The organism is Crocosphaera sp. Alani8 (assembly GCF_038442745.1).
Classification (GTDB): Bacteria; Cyanobacteriota; Cyanobacteriia; order Cyanobacteriales; family Microcystaceae; genus Crocosphaera.
On sequence record NZ_JARVCN010000088.1, the window covers coordinates 1 to 25,341 of the forward strand.

Annotated in this window: 23 protein-coding genes and 1 pseudogene; 9 read left to right on the top strand and 15 right to left on the bottom strand. The window is 38.7% G+C overall.

Translation table 11 applies throughout. The features are described 5' to 3' along the window. Positions 1 to 187 precede the first annotated feature (187 nt). Positions 188 to 550, top strand: a complete 363-nt coding sequence (locus tag P9B04_RS06455; RefSeq protein ID WP_342054174.1) for a pentapeptide repeat-containing protein — start codon at positions 188 to 190, stop codon at positions 548 to 550. A 16-nt stretch (positions 551 to 566) separates the two neighbouring features. Here the strand turns inward: P9B04_RS06455 and P9B04_RS06460 are convergent, their stop codons facing one another. Both P9B04_RS06460 and P9B04_RS06465 read right to left on the bottom strand, forming a co-directional pair. Next, the gene (locus P9B04_RS06460; RefSeq protein ID WP_342054175.1) at positions 567 to 1,181 is read right to left on the bottom strand and encodes a Uma2 family endonuclease; all 615 of its coding nucleotides are present in this window, start codon (positions 1,179 to 1,181) and stop codon (positions 567 to 569) included. Between the two features lie 4 nt (positions 1,182 to 1,185). Then, complete coding sequence (locus P9B04_RS06465; protein WP_342054210.1) at positions 1,186 to 2,502, bottom strand: aminopeptidase P N-terminal domain-containing protein; 1,317 nt, start codon at positions 2,500 to 2,502, stop codon at positions 1,186 to 1,188. A 276-nt stretch (positions 2,503 to 2,778) separates the two neighbouring features. On the opposite strand from P9B04_RS06465, the gene P9B04_RS06470 reads away from it, so the two are divergent. Beyond that, positions 2,779 to 3,255, top strand: a complete 477-nt coding sequence (locus tag P9B04_RS06470) for a hypothetical protein (RefSeq protein WP_342054176.1) — start codon at positions 2,779 to 2,781, stop codon at positions 3,253 to 3,255. 186 nt (positions 3,256 to 3,441) lie between these two features. Here P9B04_RS06470 and P9B04_RS06475 read toward each other — a convergent pair whose 3' ends face one another. Then, entirely contained in the window at positions 3,442 to 5,034 is a 1,593-nt protein-coding gene (locus P9B04_RS06475; protein ID WP_342054177.1) for a gamma-glutamyltransferase family protein, read from the bottom strand. Positions 5,035 to 5,311: 277 nt separating this feature from the next. On the opposite strand from P9B04_RS06475, the gene P9B04_RS06480 reads away from it, so the two are divergent. Beyond that, the gene (locus P9B04_RS06480; protein WP_342054178.1) at positions 5,312 to 6,493 is read left to right on the top strand and encodes a hypothetical protein; all 1,182 of its coding nucleotides are present in this window, start codon (positions 5,312 to 5,314) and stop codon (positions 6,491 to 6,493) included. Positions 6,494 to 6,648: 155 nt separating this feature from the next. Here the strand turns inward: P9B04_RS06480 and P9B04_RS06485 are convergent, their stop codons facing one another. Further along, positions 6,649 to 7,245, bottom strand: coding sequence for a hypothetical protein (locus tag P9B04_RS06485; RefSeq protein WP_342054179.1), 597 nt, complete (start codon positions 7,243 to 7,245; stop codon positions 6,649 to 6,651). A gap of 197 nt (positions 7,246 to 7,442) precedes the next feature. Here P9B04_RS06485 and P9B04_RS06490 point away from each other — a divergent pair, with 197 nt between their 5' ends. Continuing rightward, complete coding sequence (locus P9B04_RS06490; RefSeq protein WP_342054211.1) at positions 7,443 to 7,994, top strand: retropepsin-like aspartic protease family protein; 552 nt, start codon at positions 7,443 to 7,445, stop codon at positions 7,992 to 7,994. 24 nt (positions 7,995 to 8,018) lie between these two features. On the opposite strand, the gene purQ is transcribed toward P9B04_RS06490, so the two are convergent. From purQ to P9B04_RS06525, 7 genes are all read right to left on the bottom strand, one after another. Next, positions 8,019 to 8,699 carry a phosphoribosylformylglycinamidine synthase subunit PurQ gene (gene purQ, locus P9B04_RS06495; protein ID WP_342054180.1) on the bottom strand — a complete coding sequence of 227 codons (681 nt, stop codon included), beginning with the start codon at positions 8,697 to 8,699 and terminating at the stop codon, positions 8,019 to 8,021. Continuing rightward, positions 8,696 to 8,974, bottom strand: coding sequence for a phosphoribosylformylglycinamidine synthase subunit PurS (gene purS, locus P9B04_RS06500; protein WP_342054181.1), 279 nt, complete (start codon positions 8,972 to 8,974; stop codon positions 8,696 to 8,698). The genes purQ and purS overlap by 4 nt, the downstream gene beginning before the upstream one ends. A gap of 89 nt (positions 8,975 to 9,063) precedes the next feature. Then, positions 9,064 to 10,257, bottom strand: coding sequence for an RNA-guided endonuclease InsQ/TnpB family protein (locus tag P9B04_RS06505; RefSeq protein ID WP_342054182.1), 1,194 nt, complete (start codon positions 10,255 to 10,257; stop codon positions 9,064 to 9,066). Positions 10,258 to 10,566: 309 nt separating this feature from the next. Next, positions 10,567 to 11,628, bottom strand: coding sequence for a calcium-binding protein (locus P9B04_RS06510; protein WP_342054183.1), 1,062 nt, complete (start codon positions 11,626 to 11,628; stop codon positions 10,567 to 10,569). Between the two features lie 780 nt (positions 11,629 to 12,408). Then, complete coding sequence (locus P9B04_RS06515) at positions 12,409 to 13,275, bottom strand: hypothetical protein (protein ID WP_342054184.1); 867 nt, start codon at positions 13,273 to 13,275, stop codon at positions 12,409 to 12,411. Between the two features lie 139 nt (positions 13,276 to 13,414). Further along, positions 13,415 to 14,404, bottom strand: a complete 990-nt coding sequence (locus P9B04_RS06520) for an adenosine kinase (protein WP_342054185.1) — start codon at positions 14,402 to 14,404, stop codon at positions 13,415 to 13,417. Positions 14,405 to 14,801: 397 nt separating this feature from the next. Next, positions 14,802 to 15,359, bottom strand: coding sequence for a YqeG family HAD IIIA-type phosphatase (locus P9B04_RS06525; RefSeq protein ID WP_342054186.1), 558 nt, complete (start codon positions 15,357 to 15,359; stop codon positions 14,802 to 14,804). 283 nt (positions 15,360 to 15,642) lie between these two features. Between P9B04_RS06525 and psbA the strand changes: the two genes are divergently transcribed. Next, entirely contained in the window at positions 15,643 to 16,704 is a 1,062-nt protein-coding gene (psbA, locus tag P9B04_RS06530) for a photosystem II q(b) protein (RefSeq protein ID WP_342054187.1), read from the top strand. Between the two features lie 78 nt (positions 16,705 to 16,782). On the opposite strand, the gene P9B04_RS06535 is transcribed toward psbA, so the two are convergent. The 4 genes from P9B04_RS06535 to P9B04_RS06550 all read right to left on the bottom strand — a co-directional run bounded on the left by P9B04_RS06535 (position 16,783) and on the right by P9B04_RS06550 (position 20,553). Then, positions 16,783 to 17,448 carry a LapA family protein gene (locus tag P9B04_RS06535; RefSeq protein WP_342054188.1) on the bottom strand — a complete coding sequence of 222 codons (666 nt, stop codon included), beginning with the start codon at positions 17,446 to 17,448 and terminating at the stop codon, positions 16,783 to 16,785. A 43-nt stretch (positions 17,449 to 17,491) separates the two neighbouring features. After that, complete coding sequence (gene aroQ / locus P9B04_RS06540) at positions 17,492 to 17,953, bottom strand: type II 3-dehydroquinate dehydratase (protein WP_342054189.1); 462 nt, start codon at positions 17,951 to 17,953, stop codon at positions 17,492 to 17,494. Positions 17,954 to 18,475: 522 nt separating this feature from the next. Then, complete coding sequence (locus P9B04_RS06545; protein WP_342054190.1) at positions 18,476 to 19,300, bottom strand: carbohydrate ABC transporter permease; 825 nt, start codon at positions 19,298 to 19,300, stop codon at positions 18,476 to 18,478. A gap of 50 nt (positions 19,301 to 19,350) precedes the next feature. Then, complete coding sequence (locus tag P9B04_RS06550) at positions 19,351 to 20,553, bottom strand: phosphoglycerate kinase (RefSeq protein WP_342054191.1); 1,203 nt, start codon at positions 20,551 to 20,553, stop codon at positions 19,351 to 19,353. A 235-nt stretch (positions 20,554 to 20,788) separates the two neighbouring features. Here P9B04_RS06550 and trmFO point away from each other — a divergent pair, with 235 nt between their 5' ends. From trmFO to P9B04_RS06570, 4 genes and pseudogenes are all read left to right on the top strand, one after another. Continuing rightward, entirely contained in the window at positions 20,789 to 22,162 is a 1,374-nt protein-coding gene (trmFO, locus tag P9B04_RS06555; protein ID WP_342054192.1) for an FADH(2)-oxidizing methylenetetrahydrofolate--tRNA-(uracil(54)-C(5))-methyltransferase TrmFO, read from the top strand. 16 nt (positions 22,163 to 22,178) lie between these two features. Continuing rightward, positions 22,179 to 22,757 (top strand): Uma2 family endonuclease, encoded by a 579-nt coding sequence (locus P9B04_RS06560; RefSeq protein ID WP_342054193.1) that lies wholly within the window; start codon positions 22,179 to 22,181, stop codon positions 22,755 to 22,757. Between the two features lie 63 nt (positions 22,758 to 22,820). Beyond that, positions 22,821 to 23,594, top strand: a pseudogene (locus tag P9B04_RS06565) (DUF4058 family protein). 114 nt (positions 23,595 to 23,708) lie between these two features. Beyond that, positions 23,709 to 25,310: a S8 family serine peptidase gene (locus P9B04_RS06570; RefSeq protein WP_342054194.1), complete on the top strand. Its 1,602-nt coding sequence runs from the start codon at positions 23,709 to 23,711 to the stop codon at positions 25,308 to 25,310. Positions 25,311 to 25,341: the final 31 nt, after the last annotated feature.

Consider the following 25,341-nt stretch of genomic DNA (forward strand, 5'->3'; position numbering starts at 1 on the left):
GTTTTATGAACATGGCTTGGAACTTTGCCTCGTCAGGTGCAAGATATGAGTTAAACGAATGCTGAACGCTGACTGCTGACTAATTTAAGTTTTTCTATACTGATGCAAGATATCAGTAGATATTTTGTGTTTCTTCAAAGTGTCATTCCGAGGTGCGAAGAATTTCTATTTTTTTTATGAACGCTATTTGACAGGCAGTAATTGGAATAAAGTTAATTTAGAAGCAGCTTTCTTGAATGATTCTAATTTAGCTTATACAGTGTTTCATAACTGTAATTTTATCAATGCAAATCTACCAAAATTAAGTTTTTATCATACAGTATTTGAGCAATATGATTTACTAAAAGCTTATCTGAGGTCAGCAAAATCATTTAATAATATAAGATTTTCTAAATCAAACTTAAAAGGAGCAAATTTTAGTTTTTGTGATAAGTTATCTTACGGACATGAACTAACTCAGGAACAAATAGAAGCAACTATTGGAGACGAAACCACTATATTACCTGATCATTTAACAATGCCTGAAAGTTGGAATAATAAACAACAATAAATACTGTGAAAAATCATTATGTTTTTCCTTGAAATATTTGATTAACTGTTAACTCTAATTTAGGAAAAGTTAAAGATTTGATTTGCTCATTATTTCTAAAATATTGCACTTGATACTCACCATCAATTAGATTATAAATAGAAATAGTTGGTTGTTTAGGATTACCAATATAACGAGAACCACCAATACCTAAATAATCCACAATCCAATATTCATTAATGCCAATTTCTTCATAATCTCTTAACTTAGTTAAATAGTCATCTCGCCAATTATTACTAACAATTTCTATAACTAAAGGAATTGACTTTCCTTGTGTTAATGTTGAATATTTTTCCCATAAAGTTTCATCTTTAAGTGCATTTCTATCCACAACTAAGACATCAGGTAAATAACCACTATTTTCAGTTAAGACTTTCACTAATGCTTGTTTGGGTAAAAAATAGTCCAAGTTTTTTTGTCTAAATAAATAAGCAAACTCGACTGCTAAAAAACCTGATATTTCTTCATGTTTTCCCTTGGGTTGCATTTCAACAATAATCCCTTTATGTAACTCATAACAACTATTTCCTGGTTTCCAATCTAGAAATTCAGGAAAAGTCATTATTTTAGGTAAAATTTTAGTTTCTGTCATTTTCCTAAATCATCTCATCTATCGCTTTAGGAACAGCCGCAGTTAACACTTCATTACCTGTTTTTGTAACTAAAATATCATCCTCAATTCTAATACCAATACCTCGCCACCTTTCAGGAATTTCTGGTTGTCCTTCTGCTGGTTTAATATCCTTTCCAATATAGATACCAGGTTCAACGGTTAAAACATGACCAGGTTGCAGAGGATACCAAGTTTCTTCATCTTTTTTATAAACCCCTACATCGTGAACATCTAACCCCAACCAATGACCAGTTCTGTGCATATAAAAAGGCTTATATTTCTCTTCCTTTATTATCTCTTCTAAATCCCCTTTCAACAATCCTAAGTCAATCAATCCTTGAACCAAAACACAAACTGCCATATCATGAAACTCGTTATAAGGCTTTCCTGGTTTCACTTCTTCAATTGCTTTCAATTGTGATTCTAATACTAACTCGTAAATAATTTTTTGTTCTCCTGTAAATTTACCATTAACAGGAAATGTTCTAGTAATGTCTCCATTGTAATAACCGTAGGAACAACCAGCATCAATTAACAATAAATCGTTCTCTTGAATCTGACGGTTATTTTCAATGTAGTGAAGAATGCAAGCATTGGCACCAGAGGCAACAATAGAAGGATAAGCTGGACCTATTCCTCCATGAAGTTTAAAAGTATGTTCAATTTCTGCTTGAATTTGATACTCATAATGGCCTACTTTAACAAATTCACGCGCACGATTATGAGCAGCAGCAGAAATATCCATTGCTTGACGTAACATCGTCAATTCTGCTTCGCTTTTTACCTGTCTCATGGGGTGTACAATAGGACTTGTATCTTCAATGGCAACTGGCCCCATTCCCCTTTTTTGATAGGTTCTCATTAATCTTTGCCAATGAGATAGAATTACCTCATTAAAATGTTTATCTCGTCCTAAATGATAATAGATACGGGTAGCATTCTTGAGATATTCAGGTAATTTTTCGTTTAATTCTGTGATAGGATAAGCAATATCTGCACCGTACTTTTCTTTCGCTCCTTCTACACCGCAACGATAACCTGTCCATGTTTCTTTTTCTGGGTCTTTGGGTTGTACAAAAAGAATGAAACGGTGTTCTTCGTGATGAGGAGCAAATACTGCTACAGCTTCTGGTTCATTAAACCCTGTTAAGTAGAAAAAATCGCTATCTTGACGGAAAACATATTCTACATCGTTGTGCATTACTGATGTGGGTGCGCTACGGAAAATAGCTGTCCCTTGACCTATTTTTCCCATCAATTTTTCTCTACGTTGGCGGTATTCGCTGCTATCAATTCCCATAATACTCTGTTGTACACTCATCAACTTATTAGCATAACTCAAAAACTTCTGAAAGGGTAGGGATCTGAGTTTGAACTTATCCCTATATGAAGTCGACGGGATAACGGTGAAGTTTGATACAGTTTCCAATCATTTAATAGAAAGCATTTGATAAGAATTAACTACCAATAATTTTAACAAAATCTTAAGCAGTTAATTTTAGTTTTTACCTAGCTTTTTTTAAGTTCTTGTATTATCCTGTGAAAAATTGTTGTCAGTTTGTGGTGTTGAAAAAAAATGAATTTCTCTATATTGTTTAAATCTATTCATGTATTTGCTTATTCTACTATTTTTTGTTTAGCTTATCCTGCTGTAGTGCAAGCTTCTCCTTTATCTTCATCTAATCATACTAAACAAGTTAGTGAGAAAGCAATGCCTACCCATGAAACGAATGGTATTCTTTATCAGTTTGTCGGATGTCAACAGTCAGGGGAAAACTTAACTTGTGGTGTTTTATTAACAACTTTAACGCAAGACTTTGGTATGTATCTTACGGGTAATGATGCCAGAATAATTGATTTAGCAGGTAATCAATATTCTCCTCGGATGTTTCAATTTGGTGATTATGGTAGGCAATTTCTAAGTGGACGTATTAATTTAGTTAAAGGTGTTCCTTTAAAAATAGTTATCCATTTTCAAGGGGTTGGTACTAAAATGAATGGTGCATCTTTATTAGAATTAAATCAAGGTAAGCTAAAAAATTTATCTTTCTAACTTTTCTAGGGTAGTTATCACCTACCTTACTATTTTTTGTAGTGCATTCTCTAGAAAAAACTAAATAGACTGACATCCCTTAATTTAAGTCAATAAAATATTTTTGTATCAACAATTAATATCAATCTTACTCCTGACTCCTGACTCCTGACTCCTGACTCCTGACTCCAAAAGGGTGATAATTGGTTAATAACCTAATGCTAAACCATCGGCACGGGGTTCGGAACCGGCGATTAAAATACCGTTATTTTTTAAGATCATTTGACCTTTTCCGAACATGGTTTCAGGTGCTAATTTAACATCGTGGCCTCGTTGTCTTAAACCTTCAATAATTTCAGAAGGTGTACCCCTTTCCAAAAGTACCCTATTTTCCTCTAAAAATCGCCATCTAGGGGCATCTAAGGCTGCTTGAGGATTCATTTGGTAATCGGTTAAATTAACGACCATCTGTAGATGTCCTTGGGGTTGCATGGGCGCACCCATAACTCCAAACGGGCCAAGGGGTTGATTATCTTTGGTCAAAAAACCAGGAATAATAGTATGAAAGGGACGCTTATTAGGTGCTATTTGATTAGGGTGATCTTTTTCTAAGGTAAAAGCTGAGCCTCTATTATGTAAAGATATACCTGTTTCTGGGATCAAAATTCCACTGCCAAAACTATCATAATTAGATTGAATAAACGACACCATTAAATCAGCATCTGCTGTACATAAATAAACGGTTCCTCCTTGGGGTATTCCAGGGTTAGCTAAAGGGATAGCTTGATGATTAATTATTGCTCGACGTTGTTTTGCATAATTTTTATCGAGTAAATCTTGGTTCGTAATTTTCATAAATTCTGGATCACTAACATTAGCATAAACATCAGCGAAAGCTAATTTCATCGCTTCAATTTGGTAATGAAAACTATCTACAGAATCTCGTTTATATTGTTTAATGTTTAAACCTTCAACAATATTTAAAGCCATCAAAGCGGCAATTCCTTGACTATTAGGTGGCATTTCCCACACTTCTAATTCTTTGTATTTAGTAGCAATAGGATCGACCCATAAAGGAGTGTGACTGGCTAAATCATCCGAGGTTAAATAACCTCCTGTATCTCCAGAAAAATTGTTTATTTTTTGGGCTATTTTTCCCTTATAAAAACTTTCTCCTCCTGTGTTAGCAATTTCCTCTAATGTTTTAGCGTGAAGAAAACTACCCCAAATTTCTCCAGCTTTTGGGGCGCAATTATTTGGGAAGAAAACTTCTTGAAAATATTGATATTCTGGTTTCTGTTGAGTGAGATATAGTCCCTGTTTACGTCTCCATATTTCTGCGGTTACAGGGGAAACAGGAAAACCATTTTTAGCGTAACGAATACCAGGGATAAACAACTGTTCAAAAGGTAATTTACCCCATCTTTTCCAAACCTCGTACCACACAGAAACCGCCCCAGGAACCGTTACTGTTAACCAGCCCAACTCTGGCATTTTTTTTAAACTATCATAAGCTTGCAACGGCAAATTTTTAGGGCTTTTTCCTGACCCATTAATGCCCTGTAAATTTCCATCCCAAATTAACGCAAAAGCATCCGAACCAATACCATTAGAAGTTGGTTCAACCACCGTTAAAGCGATCGCAGTAGCAACGGCGGCATCCACCGCATTTCCTCCCGCTTGAAACATCTCCATTCCTGCTAAAGTTGCTAGGGGTTGACTGGTAGCAACGGCACAATTTTTAGCCAAAAGAACACGACGTTGCGAGGCATAAGGATAAGCATGAAGATCAAACTGCATAATGATTTTATTGAGAAAATATTGTTTGTTTTGACAACTATTTTGTGCTTACTATCTCCCATTCTCCACCCAAAGAGAAACGATCTAAAAAAACTCTAATAATTCGCCCCTTTATCCTAACTCTTACCATAAAATTGACGGCAAACTAAACAAGAATCATAAAAATGAGTAGTTGAACATAGATAAAGTTAACTATCTAAACTTAACTCCGAACACCGAACTCAGGTTACTTCTGCCTCATCTCAACCGTAACGTTTATTTTTCTCCAGGTACTTAAATGGAAACCACCCTAAAAATTAACCTATTACCTAACACTCCTAAAAATGAAACATTAACAAATATATTGTCCCCTCATGGGGCTAACATTGTCCTTGGGGAACAAACACCTGAAAGCTTAGTTATGCCCCTCGAACCTTCTCCTACCACACTATTCGGACCAAGAGGAGCTTGTTTAGTTTCCGAAAACGGTCCATTATGGGTGAGTGATACCGGTCATCATCGTCTATTGGGGTGGAAACATCGCCCCGAAAGAGACGGTCAGCCCGCGGACTGGGTTATAGGTCAGCCAGACTTTTACCAGGAAGGACAAAACGCAAAAGGAATCCCCCAAGCCAATACCGTAAGTGTTCCCACAGGAATCTGTGTTTGTGGGGAAGGGTTAGCCGTAGCGGATGCTTGGAACCATCGGGTGTTAATTTGGAGAAAATTACCTCAAAATAACAACACCCCTGCAGATATCGTCTTAGGACAAGCAGACTTTCATCAGAACCAAGTTAACCGAGGGCAAATAAATACTGCAGCCGACAGGATGCACTGGCCTTATGGGGTGATGTATCATCAAGGACGGTTATTTGTTGCTGACACTGGCAACCGTCGGGTTTTGGTGTGGAACGAACTGCCAACCTGTAACGGACAACCAGCAGATTATGTTCTCGGACAAGTGGAGATGAACCGACGGGACGAAAATGGAGGAGGAAGTCCCACTGCTAATAGTATGCGTTGGCCTCATGCCTTGGCTATTTGGCAGGATAATCTAGTATTGGCCGATGCTGGTAACAACCGTCTCATGATTTGGCAGGGTATTCCCTCAGATAACAACACTGCTTGTAGTCTGGTTTTGGGACAAGTAAACTTTGAAGAAGCCCAGTTGAACCAAGGAGGCTATTTTCCTACCCCTAGCAGCCTCAGTATGCCCTATGGAGTAGCAGTTATGGGTAAATGGTTAATGGCTGCGGATACAGCTAATTCTCGTCTGGTAGGATGGACTGATGGGTTGAGTCTGGGAAAGGTTGCCCAAGGGTTAACGGGACAATCTCATTTTCGCAGCAAGAGTGAAAACCGTTCCTATGGTGGGGCAACTCGTGACAGTTTAAGTTGGCCTTATGGTGTTACGGTTTGTGGTGAAACTGCCATCATTGCTGACTCTGGTAACAACCGTATTCTTTTATGGGGTTTTTAAAAACCTTTTTAGTTTTTAATTTTGTTCAAAAAAAGCGATCGCTTTTCACCTCTCAGCCATGAATTAACCATAAAACCACAAATCAACAATTTTCATCGCCCCTTCGGGGCAAGGAGTTAGAAACTCGTGTATTCTGACTCCTTCTTCAATGTCAATTAACGCCCATTCGCACAAGCGTTCAATGCTTGTAAAACCTGGTCAGGACGTTTTTCCATAAAAAAAGCTTCCCCTTCGTAGGGTAAATGTTTGGGATCGTAAAGATTTAAACTTTGCCAGTCCGATGAACGCAAACTAATTAAAATAGAACGAAAAGTAGAAGCATCCGAACTCATAATAGGAATCAATTTCCCATTATCCAATCCAGCCGCACAATCTTGAACAACGTGCCAAGTTTCATGGGCTAATGTTTCGATGTAAAGGTTAAAATCTTGTCGATTATTTTGACACATGGTTATCCTATTATAATCAGGCTGATAATGACCCAATATTCCTGCTTCACAAGCTTCGTAACTGATAGAAATTCCTGCATTTTTTAAAGCTGTCAAAAATTTCGCTTCGTAAAAATTATAACGATTGGAATTATTCCCAGATAAATCGACACAACCACCACTATTGGTGATGATATAATTACCATAGTCACAATTGTCAAAATTACGAGAGCTGCTACGGGAATAATCTTGTGCTGCCACCGGAGCGGCCATAAGCAAACTACTGGAAACGAAGGCAGTAAAGAGAGTAAGAGTAGGTTTCATTCTTATTAACAATTTTAAAATGCAGTTTATTATCCAGTGTTCCCCAACAGCTATTAAAAATCTCTACGAAAAATATGATTATAATCACTGGTTAAATGTGATACCTATCACAGTGAAATAATCGTTATAAGATAATCTATTGTGTAAAATACTATCTTTTTTTTGGGCATTTTAAACTATCAGTCCTATCCATCCTCATAGCTATGAAACGCATTATTGGCACCAGTATCGCCCTCACAGGAATCGTTTTAGGTTTATCTTTAGTACCGACTCAAGCTCAACAATCTTGTTTTTTAGAAGGAGCTAATGGTCAAAATATCGATCTTGGTCATCTTTGTGGCAACGGTGATTCTAACACCTCTCAACCGACTGCTTCTCCTCAAGTGGGAGTCTTTACTGTACCCATCAAACGCAGACATTCTGGTATCCCTGTGGTCGATGTTACTTTCAACGGACAGCATACTTTTGAAATGTTGTTCGATACTGGAGCTAGTGGTATTACTGTTAGCACAGATATGGCTAAGACTATGGGTTTAAAATCGGAAGCTCAAGGTCTTTCCCAAACTGCAGGAGGTGTAGTTTCTATCGGTTTAAGTACGGTGTCTTCTGTTCAAGCAGGGGAACTGACTTCTTCTGATCTTCAGGTAGCCATTAACCCTTCTCTACCCATCGGACTTTTGGGACAAAGTTTTTACGGTCACTACGATGTAGTAATTAAACAAGACACCATCGAGTTACACACTCGCTAATTGTATCTACACAGGGAACTCAGGTTAAATCAGCAGACCTTCAAACAAAATACGCCCTTCTGTCGCCCTTGTCAGAGAATCAGAAGCTCTTTCCGGGTGAGGCATCATTCCTAAAACGTTACCTTGTTGATTACTGATTCCAGCAATATTGGATAAAGAACCATTGGGGTTACTATCTTCGCTCACTTCTCCCAATAAGTTACAGTAACGGAAAACAATTTGCTGGTTATCTTCTAATTCTTTGATCGTGTCTTCATCGCCGTAATAACGACCTTCTCCGTGGGCAACTGGTAAGGTAATAACTTGTTGAACAGTATATTTTTTTGTCCAAGATAGTTGATTATTTTCCACTCTGACAGGAATGCGATCGCAGATAAAATGTAAGTCTCGGTTGCGAATTAATGCCCCAGGTAATAACCCCACTTCTGTTAACACCTGAAAGCCATTACAGATACCTAAGACGAACTTCCCTTGGTTTGCGTGTTCGATAATCGATCGCATTACAGGGGAAAAGCGAGCGATCGCCCCACATCTGAGATAGTCTCCATAACTGAACCCTCCAGGGATGACCATAACATCAATATCGCTGATATCGGTGTCTTGATGCCAGATCATACGAGTCGGTTGATCCAGCAAACCATCTGTAACGCTGGCTAGATCGCGATCGCAGTTCGATCCAGGAAACACAACAACCCCAAACTTCATGAATGACCCCCAGTAGTCTCTAGTGCGGTGATTTCATAAGAATAATTTTCGATCACGGGGTTAGCTAGAAGGCGATCGCACATTTGATCTACCTGGGTTTCAGCCTGGGTTTTGTCCTCTGCTGTCACCGTAAGCTCAATGTACTTCCCTATTCTGACCTTTTCTACGCTTTCGTACCCTAACTGGTGTAATCCTGATTGTACTGCAACCCCAGCCGGGTCTAAAACCGATGGTCTGAGAGTAACGTAAATGCGACAATGGTATTCTTGAGACATTGGCAGTCAGTTATTAACCTATTTCACAACTTTACCATACCTCTTATTCTGCTTCATGAAACCTAGACAAACCTAGACAGGCTTGATGTTCAATTCCTGCTTCCACCAAGGGAGACGGCTCCTTCTTGTCCACAGGCGTTCACCGATAAGCCATCGGCATTGTTCATCCAACCTTCGAGATTAATCGACGCATTCAAATCCCTGTCCATAACTTGACCACAATTTTGACAATGATAAACCCTTTCAATTAAAGGCATATCCTGTATATTTCCACAGACTGAACAAGTTTTTGAACTGGGAAACCACCTATCTACTATAGTTAGTAGAAAACCAAAACATTCTTGTTTATAACTCAACAATTCTCGAAAACTATACAATCCTAAATTGGATAACGCAGAGGATAATTTTTGGTTAGCCATCATGCCTTTAATGTTTAAGTCTTCTACGAGAATATGTTGATAAGTTTTAGCTAATAATGTAGTGGTTTTTTGCAGAAAGTCTTCTCGAACATTGGTTATTCTTTTATGCTTTTTTCTTAGTTTCTGGTAATATTTAACTGCATTTTTAGATGCTTCGATTCCAGAACGACGGTTGCCTAGTACCTTATTTCTGTTTCTCCACTGTATCTTTCCTAGCTTGATTTTCGCTTTTTTGATGGAAGATGGAGCCTCTAAGGTGTTTCCGTCACTAAGAGTGGCAAAAGTTTTTATTCCTAAATCAATTCCTACTTTTTGGTGCCTGTGTTTCATCTCAGGTATATAAGATGCTGAAACGGCAAAACTTACATACCATTTCCCTGCTTCTCTCGAAATAGTGAAAGTCTGAGAAACACAATTATAAGGAATAGCCTCTTTTAATCTAAAGGTTCCCAAGGTAGGAATTTTTATTTTTTTTCCCTCCCTAACTAATACCTTGCCATTAGAACTATCTACTGTAAAACTACAGTTATGTTTCTTCTTTTTAAAACGAGGTAATTCTGCTTTTATTTTGGTATCTCGACCGCGTGCAAATGCTTTTTTGAGGTCTCTAAAAGCATTCTGATAGATGCGAGATGAATACTTGTTTGTCCACAAATATTCTGTCTGCTTTTTAGTAATGTTTGTAAAGACTTTCTTTATAGCATCTAACCGTTTTGAGTCACTGCCAGAAATTTCGGGAATATCCCAGGTAGATTTCAGTAAAGATAGTCCATGATTGTACACAAAGCGAGAGAAGCCAGCACAGCCAGCAAAAAAACTCTTTTTTTGATTATTTAGCTTTAATTCCCTTTTGATTGCGTACATAGATGACCATTGTTTATCTTATATTTTATTATATCTGAATCAATGGTCTATTGAATTGACAATTTTCGTGGAGCGGACGAGATATCCTAGACATTATGTACAGGTATGTCAAGAATTGTATAGGTTTTCGTCTTCTAGAAGAAACTCTTTTACTTCTAACGCTATTTCCTCCCAATTGTCAGGGTATCTATCTCGGTTTCGCATTCAACTTGGCTGGAGCAGAATATTAAGGGGTTACTTCTGTGACGCACACCCTGCCCCGAAGATAAAGTGGTGGAATTAGAGTTGCTGTGACTAGGATCACATAATTTAGTATAAATCAACCTGGATGTTACTATAGTTGACTCCAGGATTTCCTAGGGTATTTTCAAGTATTACCATAGGCTCTAAATTTGTTCCTACCGCACGATCAAAACTGGAAGTAATACCATTATACTCATACATTAGGGAATCAATTTCAAAGACAAAATAGTCGGAATCATTGAATGCTGACTTGTCAATTCTAATTCTATCTGTACCTATTTCAAATTCACGAATAGTATCTACGCCAATATCACTATTTAAAATAAAAACGTCTGTACCGTCACCTCCTGTAAGTAAATCACTTCCAGAACCCCCAAGAAGAATATCATTTTCAGAACCACCATGAAGTTCATCATCTCCAGAACCACCATCTAAAATATCATTTCCAGAACCGCCATCTAAAATATCATTTCCAGAACCACCATAAAGTTGATCATTCTCACTACCACCATCTAAAATATCATTTCCAGAACCACCATGAAGTTGATCAATTCCTGTACCTCCAAAAAGTGTATCTTTTCCATCGCCTCCAAAAAGTAGATCGTGAAGTTGCGCTCCATGAAGCCAATCATTACCTTTACCACCATCCAAAATATCATTTCCATTTATCCCATCAGTATGTCCTTGATCAATATCTCTTTGATCAATATTTTCTGTAAAATTATTTTTGGATAAATTATTTCCGTAATCGCCATAAAGTTGATCATGACCATCACCACCATTTAGATAATCATTGCCATCATCCCCAAGAAGAATATCATTTTCAGAACCACCATAAAGTTCATCATTACCATCCCCACCTCTTAAAAAATCATCACCCTTGTTCCCATAAACAATGTCATCACCCTTCGAACCAAAAAGCTCATCATTACCAGCATATCCTTTAATAGAATCATCACCAGAACCTCCAATAATATAATCATCAAACTTATAACCAGTAAGGGTGTCATTTCCGCTTTTACCGTTTATATTAAACTTAACTTCATCATCAATGAGATGACCAAAAAATGAATTATCATTACTATCAAGAGATACAATCTGTTCAAGAATAATTTGTTGTTCACTCATGGAATTTTTCTCCTTTAAGTTATTACTAGTTAGTCAAAAATTAGACAGTAGTTTTTTGACACTTCCAGTATGTCTAAAGTTATCAGCAGAAACAATCCATAAAAGTTCAGAAAAGTTTAGGTTATGAATAAGTTAAGAAAAAGCCAAGATAAGATAAAGTTATATAATGTAAACAGGTTACAATCTAGTCTGTATATGTCTTTTGGAGTCTTGACCTTAAATTTATCTGAGCAGAAAAAATTAAGAAAAGTTCAGAAAAGTTCAGGTTATCCTAGACTCCACAAGGGATGGCTCTCTATCTTTCATAGATAAGCAAAAATTTTTAATTATTCAAGTTTACTTTTAAAATTCCTAATTCATATTTCGTTACTTATTACAAAAATTAATATTTTATTGAGAATTTTTCTTATTTGTAAACGAATTCATCGGTTTTATGCGCTATGATCTAATTTTCATAATGGGGTACTCGTATTTAATTTTTCTTCAAAACAGCCTCAAACCCTAATTGTCTAGTCAAAAAAACCATCTGAATTATTTTCATTCCGTACCAAAACTGCCTGAGAAGAGACTAAAACTAGGGATAATTTGTATATTTTTATAACGGCTAAAAAAATAAATTTGACATATTAATTTAATTATGATAAGCGTAACCGTGTATATAACCTAATTATTGAAGTTGTAGTTATAAGTAGTCGGATATAAATAAAGTCAACAGTTTGCCTCATCTAAACTGTAATGTTGATTTTTGTGCAAGTACTTATAATTGGGATTCTGAGTAGGTCAAGAGGGAGTGGGTAAGCTTTCTAGATGACGAAGAAACTCCAATAATTCCTCATCGGATAAAACTTGACGGGACCGCTTTCCATATGTTCTGATCAAGTAGTCTCGACCCTGTTCCGTTGTCCATTTTAGCCGTTTTAGTTCTACATTAGAACGAGCAATAATTTCGGAAAAATCAAGCATTTCCTCTTCCATAGCAGGTTTTTGTTCTAGTTCTATTTCCTCGGCTATTTCGGCAATAGGGGGGAAAGTTTCTTCTATTTCTGCTTCGGCAGAAGTCGTATTAATAGGAAGAGGCTTTTCATCTATTTCTAATTCATCAGGAGTTGTATTAATAGGAAGAGGTTTCTCCTCTATTTCTAATTCATTAGGAGTTGTATTGACAGGAAGAGGTTTCTCCTCTATTTCTGGTTCTATTGACCGTGATTTTTTAGAGCTTGATGTAGCTTTAACCCTTTTCTTAGATGATTTAGTTGTAGTTTCGATGTTATTTTCAATAGGTAGTTTTGTTTCTATTTCTTTCTCTTTAATTTCATTTTTATTAGCAATAGATTCAACAGTTTGTGCTGGAGTAGGGGGAAATACTTGTGGTTGAGGTTGGATTATTTCTTGAGGAGGAGGTGAAGGCTGAGGGATAGTTTGTTCTGAAATTTCAACAGGTTTCTGGTCTAATTTCAAACTATTTAATGCCCTTTCTATTGCTCTATCTTCTGCGGTTTCAATTTTCTCATCGGCTGCTAATCCCGTACTTAATGTCACACTATTATTCTGTAGTAATACCTTAACAACATACTTCCCGTGATCAATGGTTATTAACTCACTCACCAAACTCCCTTCGGGATAACGTTTTCGGAATTTGTCTAACATAATTAATACACCTCTGTTACTCCTTTATTTCACAAGTTATATTGTACTACATCAATAAGTATGATCGCAAATTAATCCAAGTAGCCGAGGCAGAAGCCTCGGAAGAAAAAAATCTCTTTTGTCCTCTGTGGGTTCGCTTCTAAGTATTCAGTAATTCCTTTAAGGTTGCGGTTTCTAAACGCGGACCATAACAAGTAACAATACGAGAAGAAGCACGAGAGGCTAAATCACCAGCTTGAGCGTAACCCATACCGTGAGTGATGCCATATAAAAAAGCACCGGCATACATATCTCCTGCACCTACGGTATCAATTGCTTCTACAGGGTAAGCAGTAATTTCTATTAATTCTTGACCATCGAAAACCACTGAACCTTGTGATCCTCTAGTAATAGCAAACCCTTGGGATAGACTTTTTAAGTAAGTAATGGCCTCAGAAAAATCCTCCGTATCGGCCATTTTCATAGCCTCGGATTCGTTAGCAAAAATAAAATCCATGCGATCGCCGATAATTTCTAATAATCCATCCTTAAAGAAAGAAACCATATTGGGATCGGATAGAGAAAATGTGGTTTTAACTCCCGAACTTTCAGCAATTTTTCTCGCTTTAATGGCAGCAGCTTTAGCAGTGGGAGAAGTTACTAAATAACCTTCCATATAGATGTATTCCGAATCAGTTATAGCATCTCTAACCAACTCTTCTTCTGATAAACTCCCACTAATTCCCAAAAAAGTATTCATGGTGCGATCGGCATCAGGAGTAACCATAACTAAACATTTTCCTGTGGTGCCATCGACTTGTTTTTCATCGTGAACATTGGTATCCAAACCGCAATTTTGTAAATCTTCTAAGTAAAAAAATCCTGCTTCATCCTTAGCCACTTTACAAGAATAAAAACCTTTAGCTCCCAACTGACTCAAAGCCACCATCGTATTAGCAGCCGAACCACCACCACTTTGCTTACAAAGGTTCCCGTTGAACTTAGCAATGATTTCTCCTTGACGCGTCTCATCAACTAAGGTCATGACCCCTTTATCGATTTCTAATTCTTGTAGTAACTCAGGAGTAACTCGAAACTCCATGTCAACTAAGGCATTACCGACACCGTAAACGTGATACTTTTTAGCCATGCTAATTCACAAGTTATTAGTTTAGGATAAATTTTTCCAAATAACCACCAACAAGAGAGGTGTATTGCCTCCTTTTTTTTGGTGTTATTTAACCTGATGTCTACGATAAGACACAAGGAGTTCTTTGAACAACAATTTAACTAACTTATCACCAAGTCTTGCTTTAATCCATTGCTTCAGGGAATTATTGCCAGAGCAATTGGGGTCAATTTTCCCATCATTGGTAACTTTGCATAAAATTCCTTAATCGGATTAGAAGCCTATACATTTTAAGCTCCCTTTGAGGCTCCAATTATGGTGCATTTTAAAGATAAGCTTATGGGCTGAAAAAATTAGCGATCGCCGATCTTATAGGTTGGGTTGAGAGACAAAACCCAACACAGCTATTTTTTTATATTTATTTTTTTCTCTTTTTGTGTAGTTTCATAAACTTATGTTGCGAAGACATCAGAGAAACGCCGAGTTTTTCAGAGAGCCACACTTCAAAATTATGGATAGGGTAGGAACGAGCGGCAACAGCAGAATCAACCATTGGTCGTACTAAAATAGTAAACATTCCCAGTCGGTTTCCCGCCAAAACATCTGTAAACAAGCGATCTCCTACCATTGCTACTCGGGGAACAGGTAATTCCATCGCACGAATAGCTGTTCTCAGTTTTCGTCGAGAAGGTTTGACTGCTCCTAATAAGTAAGGTAAATCTAAAGAATTAGCGATACGACCAATGCGACTTTCACTGAGATTATTACTAACTAACCAAATCGGGGTTTCTTGGCGAATTTGGTCTATCCATTGTCTCAATTCCTCCGAAACATGGCTTTTTTTGAGAGGGACAAGGGTTTCATCTACATCTAAGACTAATCCCTTAATATGATAGTGATCAAGCATTTCTTGGTTTAAACCAAGAATAGTATCCCCCAAAATCAAATCAGGCTGCAAGAGTTTGGCCTTAGACATAAATTTCTAAATTAACAGTATATTATTTCCTATTCTACTGGATTTGTTTATCCTAAAATGGATTGTTTTGCTTTAACATATATGACATAATTTACACTTAATTTAATAACCTGTTATTTATATTTATAAAACCTCATATAACTTCAACTTTAAGTCACAAAAATATACGAAAAAAAGTGGATCATTGTCAACGAATGTAAATATACTTATATGTAATAAGGTTAGGTAGTCATTGTTACAATCTGTCCTTAAATTATTGTTGTGATTTTCTTATTATTCAGCCATGACAACTACTATACAAAACCAAAATCTTTCTCTGTGGGAGCGGTTTTGTCAGTGGATAACTAGCACTAATAACCGTCTATATGTAGGCTGGTTTGGTGTTATTCTTATCCCGACATTATTAACCGCTACTATCTGTTTTATCATCGCCTTTATTGCTGCGCCTCCTGTTGATATTGACGGAATTCGTGAACCAGTAGCCGGCTCATTACTGTATGGAAATAATATTATTTCTGGAGCGGTAGTCCCTTCTTCCAATGCTATTGGCTTGCATTTTTATCCCATCTGGGAAGCGGCATCTCTCGATGAATGGCTCTATAACGGTGGTCCGTATCAATTAGTTATCTTCCACTTTCTGATCGGCATTTTCTGCTGGATGGGAAGACAATGGGAACTGTCTTACCGCTTAGGGATGCGTCCTTGGATCTGTGTCGCTTATAGCGCACCAGTATCCGCAGCCACTGCTGTATTTTTAATCTATCCCATTGGACAGGGTTCTTTTTCCGATGGGATGCCGCTAGGAATCAGTGGTACTTTTAATTTTATGTTCGTTTTCCAAGCGGAGCATAATATTTTGATGCACCCTTTCCATATGTTAGGAGTTGCCGGTGTCTTTGGTGGTGCTTTATTTTCCGCTATGCACGGTAGTCTAGTTACCTCCAGTTTGGTTCGTGAAACCACAGAAACCGAATCTCAAAATTACGGTTATAAGTTCGGACAAGAAGAAGAAACCTACAACATTGTGGCTGCTCATGGTTACTTTGGTCGTTTAATCTTCCAATATGCTTCTTTTAACAATAGTCGTGCTTTGCACTTCTTCTTAGGTGCTTGGCCTGTTATTGGTATTTGGTTCACTGCGATGGGTGTGAGTACCATGGCCTTTAACCTCAACGGATTTAACTTTAACCAATCTGTGTTAGATTCTCAGGGTCGTATTATCGGTACTTGGGCCGATGTTCTGAACCGTGCTGCTATTGGCATGGAAGTTATGCACGAAAGAAATGCTCATAACTTTCCTCTGGACTTAGCTAGTGGAGAACTAACTTTGGTCGCTCGCAAATAATCTTTGATTGTTGAAATCTTATTCTAATCTAAACCCCATCTAAAAACTTAGATGGGGTTTTTGCTTGATTATGCCTCTTCAAATCCAATTCCCCTCATCTTGCTCGTCTCCATCCTGAGTGTCTTGAAGAGGTTGATAGGGAGGGGTAATAATACGATACTGAGCATCATAAACATCCCTACTTTGTTGAGAAGATGAAGGCTTTTTGTCTGATTCCGGAGGATCTGAAGATGGTTGAGACGGGACACGATCGCTCAATTCTCTATAGGTGTAAGAGTAAACTGTGCCTTCTTGAGAAGAGGTTTTTGGGGGTTTTTTGACCTCGAACTCAGAGTCTTTATCTTCAACCATAGAAGGTTGACGGGGAATAGTATTTTCTAGAGGGGGTTCTTCTATATCCCACTCATCATCCTCTTCTTCTAGGCTATTTTCCCATTCTGGGGGTGGAGATTTGTCCCAATCAGATTTTTTGGGTTCAGGTCTAGAATAAGGGGTTTCAGGGGGTTTCTCTTTACGGGATCGAGGGTTATTAGAAGCTCTAGGGGATAAAGAACGAGGCGATCGGCTCAAAATTTGAATCAGTAAACTGCTAATAATCCCTGCTGATAGAAACAAAACAACCCAGATACCCAATGGTAACTGTAGGGAAAATAAGGCTGTCTCATCATTAGTCCCTAAAAAATAAAGGATGATTGGTTGCCTATTCTGCAACACATTAATCACCATTCCGACTAATATCGACATCAGTAGTATTAACTGCATAGCAATCTACAGGACTCTATCGTTGCTAACTTGTACTAAGATGATGGTATAACCCTTCCAATCCCAAAAGATAGCTATTAGCTCCAAAACCGCTAATCTGCCCTATTGCCACTGGGGCTATGTAAGAGTGGTGACGGAACTCTTCTCTTTGATAAATATTACTCAGGTGAACTTCTACTGTTGGTATTTTTACTGCGGACAGGGCATCTCGAATAGCAACACTCGTGTGGGTATAAGCTCCTGCGTTAATTAGTATCCCCTGATGTTGGCTAAGAGCAGACTGGATAGCATCCACCAAAACTCCTTCTTGGTTTGACTGAATTATTGAAAGCACACAGCTGAGGGCAGCAGCCTTGTCATTAAGCAAATCGTTTATTGACTCTAAAGTAGCAGAACCGTAAATTGTGGGTTCGCGGACACCCAGCATATTTAGGTTTGGCCCGTGAAGTACCAAAATGCTTAGTTTTTCAGGATTGTTAGTAGACACCCTATGCCTAGTTATCTGCTATAACGATGCCGAGGGTCATTAACCGGGATAGGTATAAGTTCTGGCTCTGGTTCAGCCTCGGGACCTAACAGTGTTTCGATTAGCTTTTGTGCCAGTTCCTTAAGTTTTTCTAGAACTTTTTCTAAATAATCCATCAGGTGGAAGGCTCCTGTGATATTGTTGCTTGCCTTATATTGCTTGCTTAACCCCTAGCAGATCGTTAGTGTTTTGGTTGGTTTTACAAGTTATCGACACTGCTACGGACAAGCTAAGGTTATTAATCGTTTTTTAGTTACCCCAATCATAGCACAAAATTTTAAAAGGTGGTTTATCAAAAATGTTCTATTGATAGCAGTTTTCCTTTGCATAGATTATTATGCATTCTCTAGCTTTGGGGGAGGAGGCAGGAGGAAAAAGTTATCTGAAATCTGCTTAATTATTCATCATTAAAATTGTGGGGACAAATGCTCTGTACAACCAAATCGAATCGCACTGCATGGTTAAAAATAGTTTCAAGAACAGTTACCCTTTAACACCACTTCCTGTTTCTGTGGGAATAATGTAGCGTTGTGCAAAGACAAATAAAAGGACAACTGGAACAGTAGCAATAATTGATCCAGCAGCAATCAATCGCCAATCTAAATCTAAAGCACTGGCTAGTTTAGCAACTCCTAAAGGCAAAGTGTAGTATTCAGGACGATCTAAAACAATTAACGGCCAGAGAAAGTCACTCCAGGAACCGATAAACACAAAAATAGCTAAAGTGACTAAAGCAGGGCGGATAGAAGGTAACATAATGTGCCACCAAATCCCCAATTCCGAGCAGCCATCGATTCTAGCAGCTTCTTCTAGTTCTTTGGGAACCCCTTGAAATGCTTGACGCAAGAGAAAAATACCGAAAGCTGAGGCTAAACTGGGAAAAATCACCCCTAGATAAGTATTGCGTAATCCTAACTGTACGGTGAGAACGTATAGAGGAATCATCACAATTTGAAAGGGAATCATGATGGTAGCGATTACTCCGGCAAAAATGGTGTCTCTTCCTAAAAAATTTAGTCTTGCTAGGGGATAGGCTGCCAAAGAAGAAAACAGTAGGTTTAAGCCGACGGTTAACACTGCAATTAGGGTACTATTCCATAGATATGGTCCAAAGGGATAAGTTTCCCAGACAATGCGGAAATTTTCCCAGGTGGGTTGGGTGGGGAACCAACTGGTAAAAATATCTTCTGTGGGGGATTTTAGGGCGGTACTCAGTAACCAAAGTAAGGGAAAGAGCATGGCTACTGCGATCGCACTCAAGAGTAGATAGAGGAAAAAATTTTGTTTTAAGGTTGTTTGCTTGATCATGGTTTATTGTGGATGGCTAGGTAGGCTAAGCCCACCTAACAGAAATAAAATTAAGCTTCGTCTAAAGCAGCAATACCTGGCAATACTTTACCTTCTAGCAGTTCTAGACTAGCACCACCGCCGGTAGAAATGTGGCTCATTTTCTCAGCAACACCGACTTTTTCGACGGCAGCCACAGAGTCACCACCACCGATAATTGTGGTGGTTCCGGTGCCGGTTAATCCTGCTAAGGTATTAGCGATGGCTTCGGTTCCAGTGGCAAATTTATCAAATTCAAATACTCCCATAGGTCCATTCCAAATTACTGCTTTACACTCAGATAAAGCTGTTTTGAAAACTTCCACAGAATCTGGTCCAATATCCAATCCCATCCAACCGTCTTCAATACTGTCAATGTTGACGGTTTTAGCGTTGGCATCGGGGGCAAAATTATCTGCTAAAACCACATCAGAGGGTAACAAGAAATCCACACCTTTTTCTTTAGCTTTGGCTTCTAGAGACTTGGCTAGTTCTAACTTATCGTCTTCTACTAAGGACTTACCCACATTTAATCCACGGGCTTTATAGAAAGTGAAAATCATGCCACCCCCGATGATTAGCTTATCGCATTTTTCTAGGAGGGTTTCGATAACGCCAATTTTACTGGAAACCTTGGAACCACCGATGATAGCGGCTAAAGGACGTTGGGGGTTTTCGATGGCAGCTTGTAGATATTGCAGTTCTTTTTCGATTAAATAACCAGCAACACTGGGACTTAAGTGATGTGTTACCCCTTCGGTAGAAGCGTGGGCGCGGTGGGCGGTTCCAAAAGCATCATTAACGTATAAGTCTGCGTTGGCTGCTAACTGTTTGGCAAACTCGGCATCGTTACCTTCTTCTTCTGAGTGAAAACGGAGGTTTTCCAGTAAAGCTACTTGACCATTTTCTAACTTGGCAATGGCTTGGGTAACAGAGTCACCTACACAATCATCGCACATGGTAACGTCTTGCCCTAATAACTCCCCTAAACGGGCTGCAACGGGCTTTAAACTCATGCTCTCCACTACTTTACCCTTGGGACGACCCATGTGGCTACAGAGGATAACTTTTGCCTGTTTGCTGATTAATTCTTTGATGGTGGGTAAAGCTGCGCGAATGCGGGTGTCATCGCTGATGGTTCCGTTATCAAAAGGAACGTTAAAATCTACCCGTACTAGAACACGCTTTCCTGCGAGATCCGCTTCTGATAAATTAGCTATAGTTTTCTTAGACACAGTCAATATCCTCCAATAGTTGCTTTAGGGATGCTAAAAAAAAGATTAAATCAGCTTGCGCCTAAATACAACCTTGAAACAATAAAATTCAGTAAATGGAAAGCTTACTTGTTTGAGGTGTGGGGTTTGGGGAGCAGGGAGCAGGGAGGTTGATTTACATTTCTTAAGACAGTTAACTACACTTATGTCCAACTACTTAAAATAAAAGTACAAAAACGAAACTAAGACCTAATTGATGACATCTTCAAGCACAAAAGTTCAAGTAATTGGTGGAGGGTTAGCTGGAACCGAAGCAGCCTGGCAAGTAGCACAAGCTGGCATTCCTGTGACGTTGCACGAAATGCGTCCTATTCGCAGAAGTCCTGCCCATCATAGCCAAGAATTAGCTGAATTGGTCTGTAGTAACTCCTTTGGTGCTATGTCCAGCGATCGCGCGGCGGGCCTTCTCCATGAAGAATTACGTCGTCTCAATTCCGTTATCATCCAAACCGCAGATAAACACGCTGTTCCTGCAGGTGGGGCTTTAGCGGTGGATAGAGGGGTGTTTAGCGAACAATTAACCCAAACCCTAGCAACTCATCCTTTAATCGAACTAAGACGCTCAGAAGTACAGGAAATACCCTCAGATGGCATCGTTATTTTAGCGACTGGACCCCTTACTTCCCCTATTTTGGCAGAAAAGTTACAACAGTTCACTGGCATGGCTTATATGAGCTTTTTCGACGCAGCCAGTCCGATAATTGTCGGGGACTCCATCAACCAAGACATCGCTTTTTTGGCCTCCCGTTACGATAAGGGGGAAGCTGCCTATCTTAACTGTCCCCTCAACTCAGAACAATATTTACAGTTTCGTGGGGAACTTTGTGCAGCCCAGCAAGCGGAATTAAAAGAATTTGAGCGAGAAACTGCCAAATTTTTCGAAGGATGTTTACCCATCGAAGAATTAGCCCAACGGGGGGAAGATACAATGCGTTATGGACCATTGAAACCGGTGGGTTTATTTGATGCAAGGTTGGGAGATTTTCGTGATCCGGAAAATAAAGAAAAACGTCCCTACGCTGTGGTGCAACTACGACAGGAAGATAAACAGGGTAAACTCTGGAATATGGTAGGGTTTCAAACTAATTTGAAATGGGGGGAACAAAAGCGGGTGTTTCGTCTCATTCCTGGTTTAGAAAACGCCGAGTTTGTTCGCATGGGTGTGATGCACCGCAACACTTTTATCAATTCTCCTCAGCTACTCGAAGCCACTTTACAGTTTAGCAACCGTCCCACTCTCTTGGCAGCAGGACAATTAATCGGGACAGAAGGTTACACCGCAGCGGCAGCCGGGGGATGGTTAGCTGGAACTAATGCCGCTAGGGTAGCATTGGGTTTAGAACCCATTACTCTACCTTCTACCATGATGATGGGTGCATTATTCGAGTTTATCAGCAGTGCTTCCCCAAAACACTTTCAACCTATGCCGCCTAACTTTGGTATTTTACCGGATTTATCGGTCAGAATTCGTAATAAAAGGGAACGATACGGAAAATATCGCGACCGCGCTTTGGAAGCATTAGATTCTGTTATTTCGGTTACCAATAATCGATTATCGGTTATCAGTTAATTAATGGGGTTTAAAGATGGTTGTAGCAAAAGAACATTGTTATATGTCTCCCGACGAATATCTGGAATGGGAGGAAAAACAACCCCTGAAATATGAATATATGGATGGGGAGGTTTATGCTATGACAGGGGGAACTATTCCCCATAATACTATTGCTTTGAACTTAGCTTCTACGCTAAAAAATCATCTCAGGAATAAAGGATGTAAAATTCAAATTAACGATGTTAAAGTACAACTATCAGAAAAGGGTCCTTATCATTATCCTGATGTAGTTGTCAGTTGTGACGAAAGAGATAAAAAAGCAATCAAGTTTCTGCAATATCCTTGTTTGATTATTGAAGTGCTTTCTCCAAGTACCGAAGGATTTGAGCGAGGGAAAAAATTTAGAAATTATCGGCAGATTGAAACCCTAAAAGAATATGTTTTAGTTAGTACTGATCAAAAAATAATTGAGTGTTTTCGTATCAATGATCAAGGGGTTTGGGAATTGCACAGTTTTAACGAAAATGAAGAAGTGAGATTAGAATCAATTGACTTTAATTGTCCCGTTGAATTAATTTATGAAGATGTTATCTTAAGCGATGAAAATATTTAATAAAATAGACCATAAATAAATCAATTAACTAAGGAGATAATTATGCCTTCCCCTTTTCCTGGAATGAACCCTCATTTAGAACTTCCTCAAATTTGGTCACAAGTTCACACTCATTTAATTGTTGCCATAGCTGATTACATGAACCCAATTTTGCGCCCCAAATCTCGTATGTATATGGAACAAAGAGTTTACACAGAAACCGATAATGATGACACTTTAGAATTAGTGGGTATTCCTGACAATGTTGTATTTACTCCTAGTTCAAAGCTAACTAAAACACCGTCTAATGTTGCGGTTGCACCCCCAAAAGTTGAACCCTTAACGATCTCTCTTCCTCAACCAGAAACCATCAAAGAATGGTATTTGCAAGTTAAAAATGTAGAAACTCAAGAATTGGTAACAGTGATTGAAATTTTATCACCCAAGAATAAAAAACCGGGAGAAGGAAGAAATAAATATCTAAGAAAAAGATAACAAGTATTAATGAGTTTAACTCACTTAATCGAAATAGATTTATTGAGAAAAGGTGAAATCATGCCCATGAATATAGATGACACAATTAGGTTAGATTATCGTATTGTTATTAGTAGAAGCGATCGCCGCCCAAAAGCAGAACTTTACGCCTTTGATTTAGTACAACAAATTCCTTCTATTCCCTTACCATTAAAATCAGAAGATCAAGAACTTTGCATCCCATTACAAGACTTATTACACGGTATTTATGAAAGAGGAAGTTATGATTTAGCTATTAATTATCAAAAACAAATCTTAGAGGATGTGTCTGAAAATGAACAAATTTGGATTGATGATTTATTAAAAAAGCAAGGATTAATCTAAATCATAATTATACATTCTCTATTTTAGATTTTCTTTAGGAAATTTTTATAGCTAAAATTTGATTTATTTTGTATAAAATAGGAAGAACTCAAAAAAATAATTAACATATCATAGATGAAAAAAACCGTTGCTTGGGTAATCAGTAGTTTAACAACTATTACAGGGATTATCACTCCTAGTTTTGCTTTAAACACTTCCATAGGAGAAACTGGAATTTATGCTAATCGTTTACATCAACAACCTCTTAATTTAACAGGAAAAAAAATCGCTATTGGACAAGTAGAAATCGGACGGCCTGGTGTCTTCGGTTTTGATAAAATAGCGGCCTGGAGTCCCACCTTTAACCTGGCAGGGGTATACTACCAAAACCGAGCAGTCAAGTCCAACGGCAACCTAGACAACCATGCAGCAATGGTAGCAACGGTGATGGTGAGTCAAGATAAAAAATTGCCAGGAGTCGCCCCAGATGCTCGATTATACGCCTCTGCCATCGGTGCCATCAAAGGAGGTGGTCAACCCCAAGAATGTCTGGCCAGTCAGCACATTGCCCAACAAAATAGCGGAGATGTCAGGGCGATTAACTTTAGTTTTGGAGAATCCCTCACCCAAGATGGTCGCATGGATGCAAAGCTAGATGGGAACGCACATTTAACCCAATGTATCGACTGGTCATCGCGGGTTCACGATACCCTGTATGTGATTGCTGGTAACCAGGGAAGGGGTGGTATTCCCATTCCAACAGACCACTATAACGGCATTACCACCGCTTACAGCACCAAACAGGGGCAAATCTATTCAAAAGTCGATTTTGCTAACCTCAGCGCACTTCCTGTGGGTATTGGTCGTAGTTTGATTAAACGGGAAATCAATGTTGGTCCCAGACGGGCGATTAATTTAGTTGCCCCGGGTAGCAAAGTTGCTGTCTATGATCTAGCGGGAACGGTGCAGAAGGTGAGTGGAACTAGCTTTGCCGCCCCTCACATTACTGCATCGGTGGCGTTGCTGCAAGAATTCGGCGATCGCCAACTCCGAACCCAACAACCTAACTGGAGTGTAGACTCTCGTCGTCATCAAGTTAATAAAGCGGTGTTGCTCAATTCTGCTGATAAGATAGAAGATTCTGGAAACGGTTTGTTATTGGGGATGATGCGTACTATTTTTAGTAAATCCCATTACAACTGGTTTAATTCCGATGCTTACAGCAACCCTGAAATTCCCGTGGACATACAAATGGGAGTAGGACATCTAAATGCGTTGCGAGCTTATCAACAGTTTAGCGCAGGTCAATGGAAACCGGAAAATCCAGTGCCGGCGTTGGGTTGGGATTACGAAACCGTCACCAATAATAATCATAAAGACTATGTTATCGATCAACCCCTACAGGAAAACAGTTATGTTGCCATTACTCTAGTATGGGATAGATTGGTAGAACTCAAGGACAAAAATAATAATAAACAATACGATCTCGGAGAAAGTTTTGAGGATCGGGGACTAAATAACTTGGATCTCTACCTAATGCCGACAAATTCCACCAATAGCACCGAAAGCGTCTGTCGTTCCGTTAGTAAGGTGGATAATACTGAGCATATTTTTTGTCCTGTTCTTGCTACGGGTAACTACAAAATACGGGTACAGTATAAACAACAAGTCAATGAAGCAAGTCAACCTTATGGGTTAGCTTGGTGGACTGTTTCTGGAAATTCTGCTCAACCCTAGTTGAATCTGAGTTTGGTGTCAGGAAAAGCAG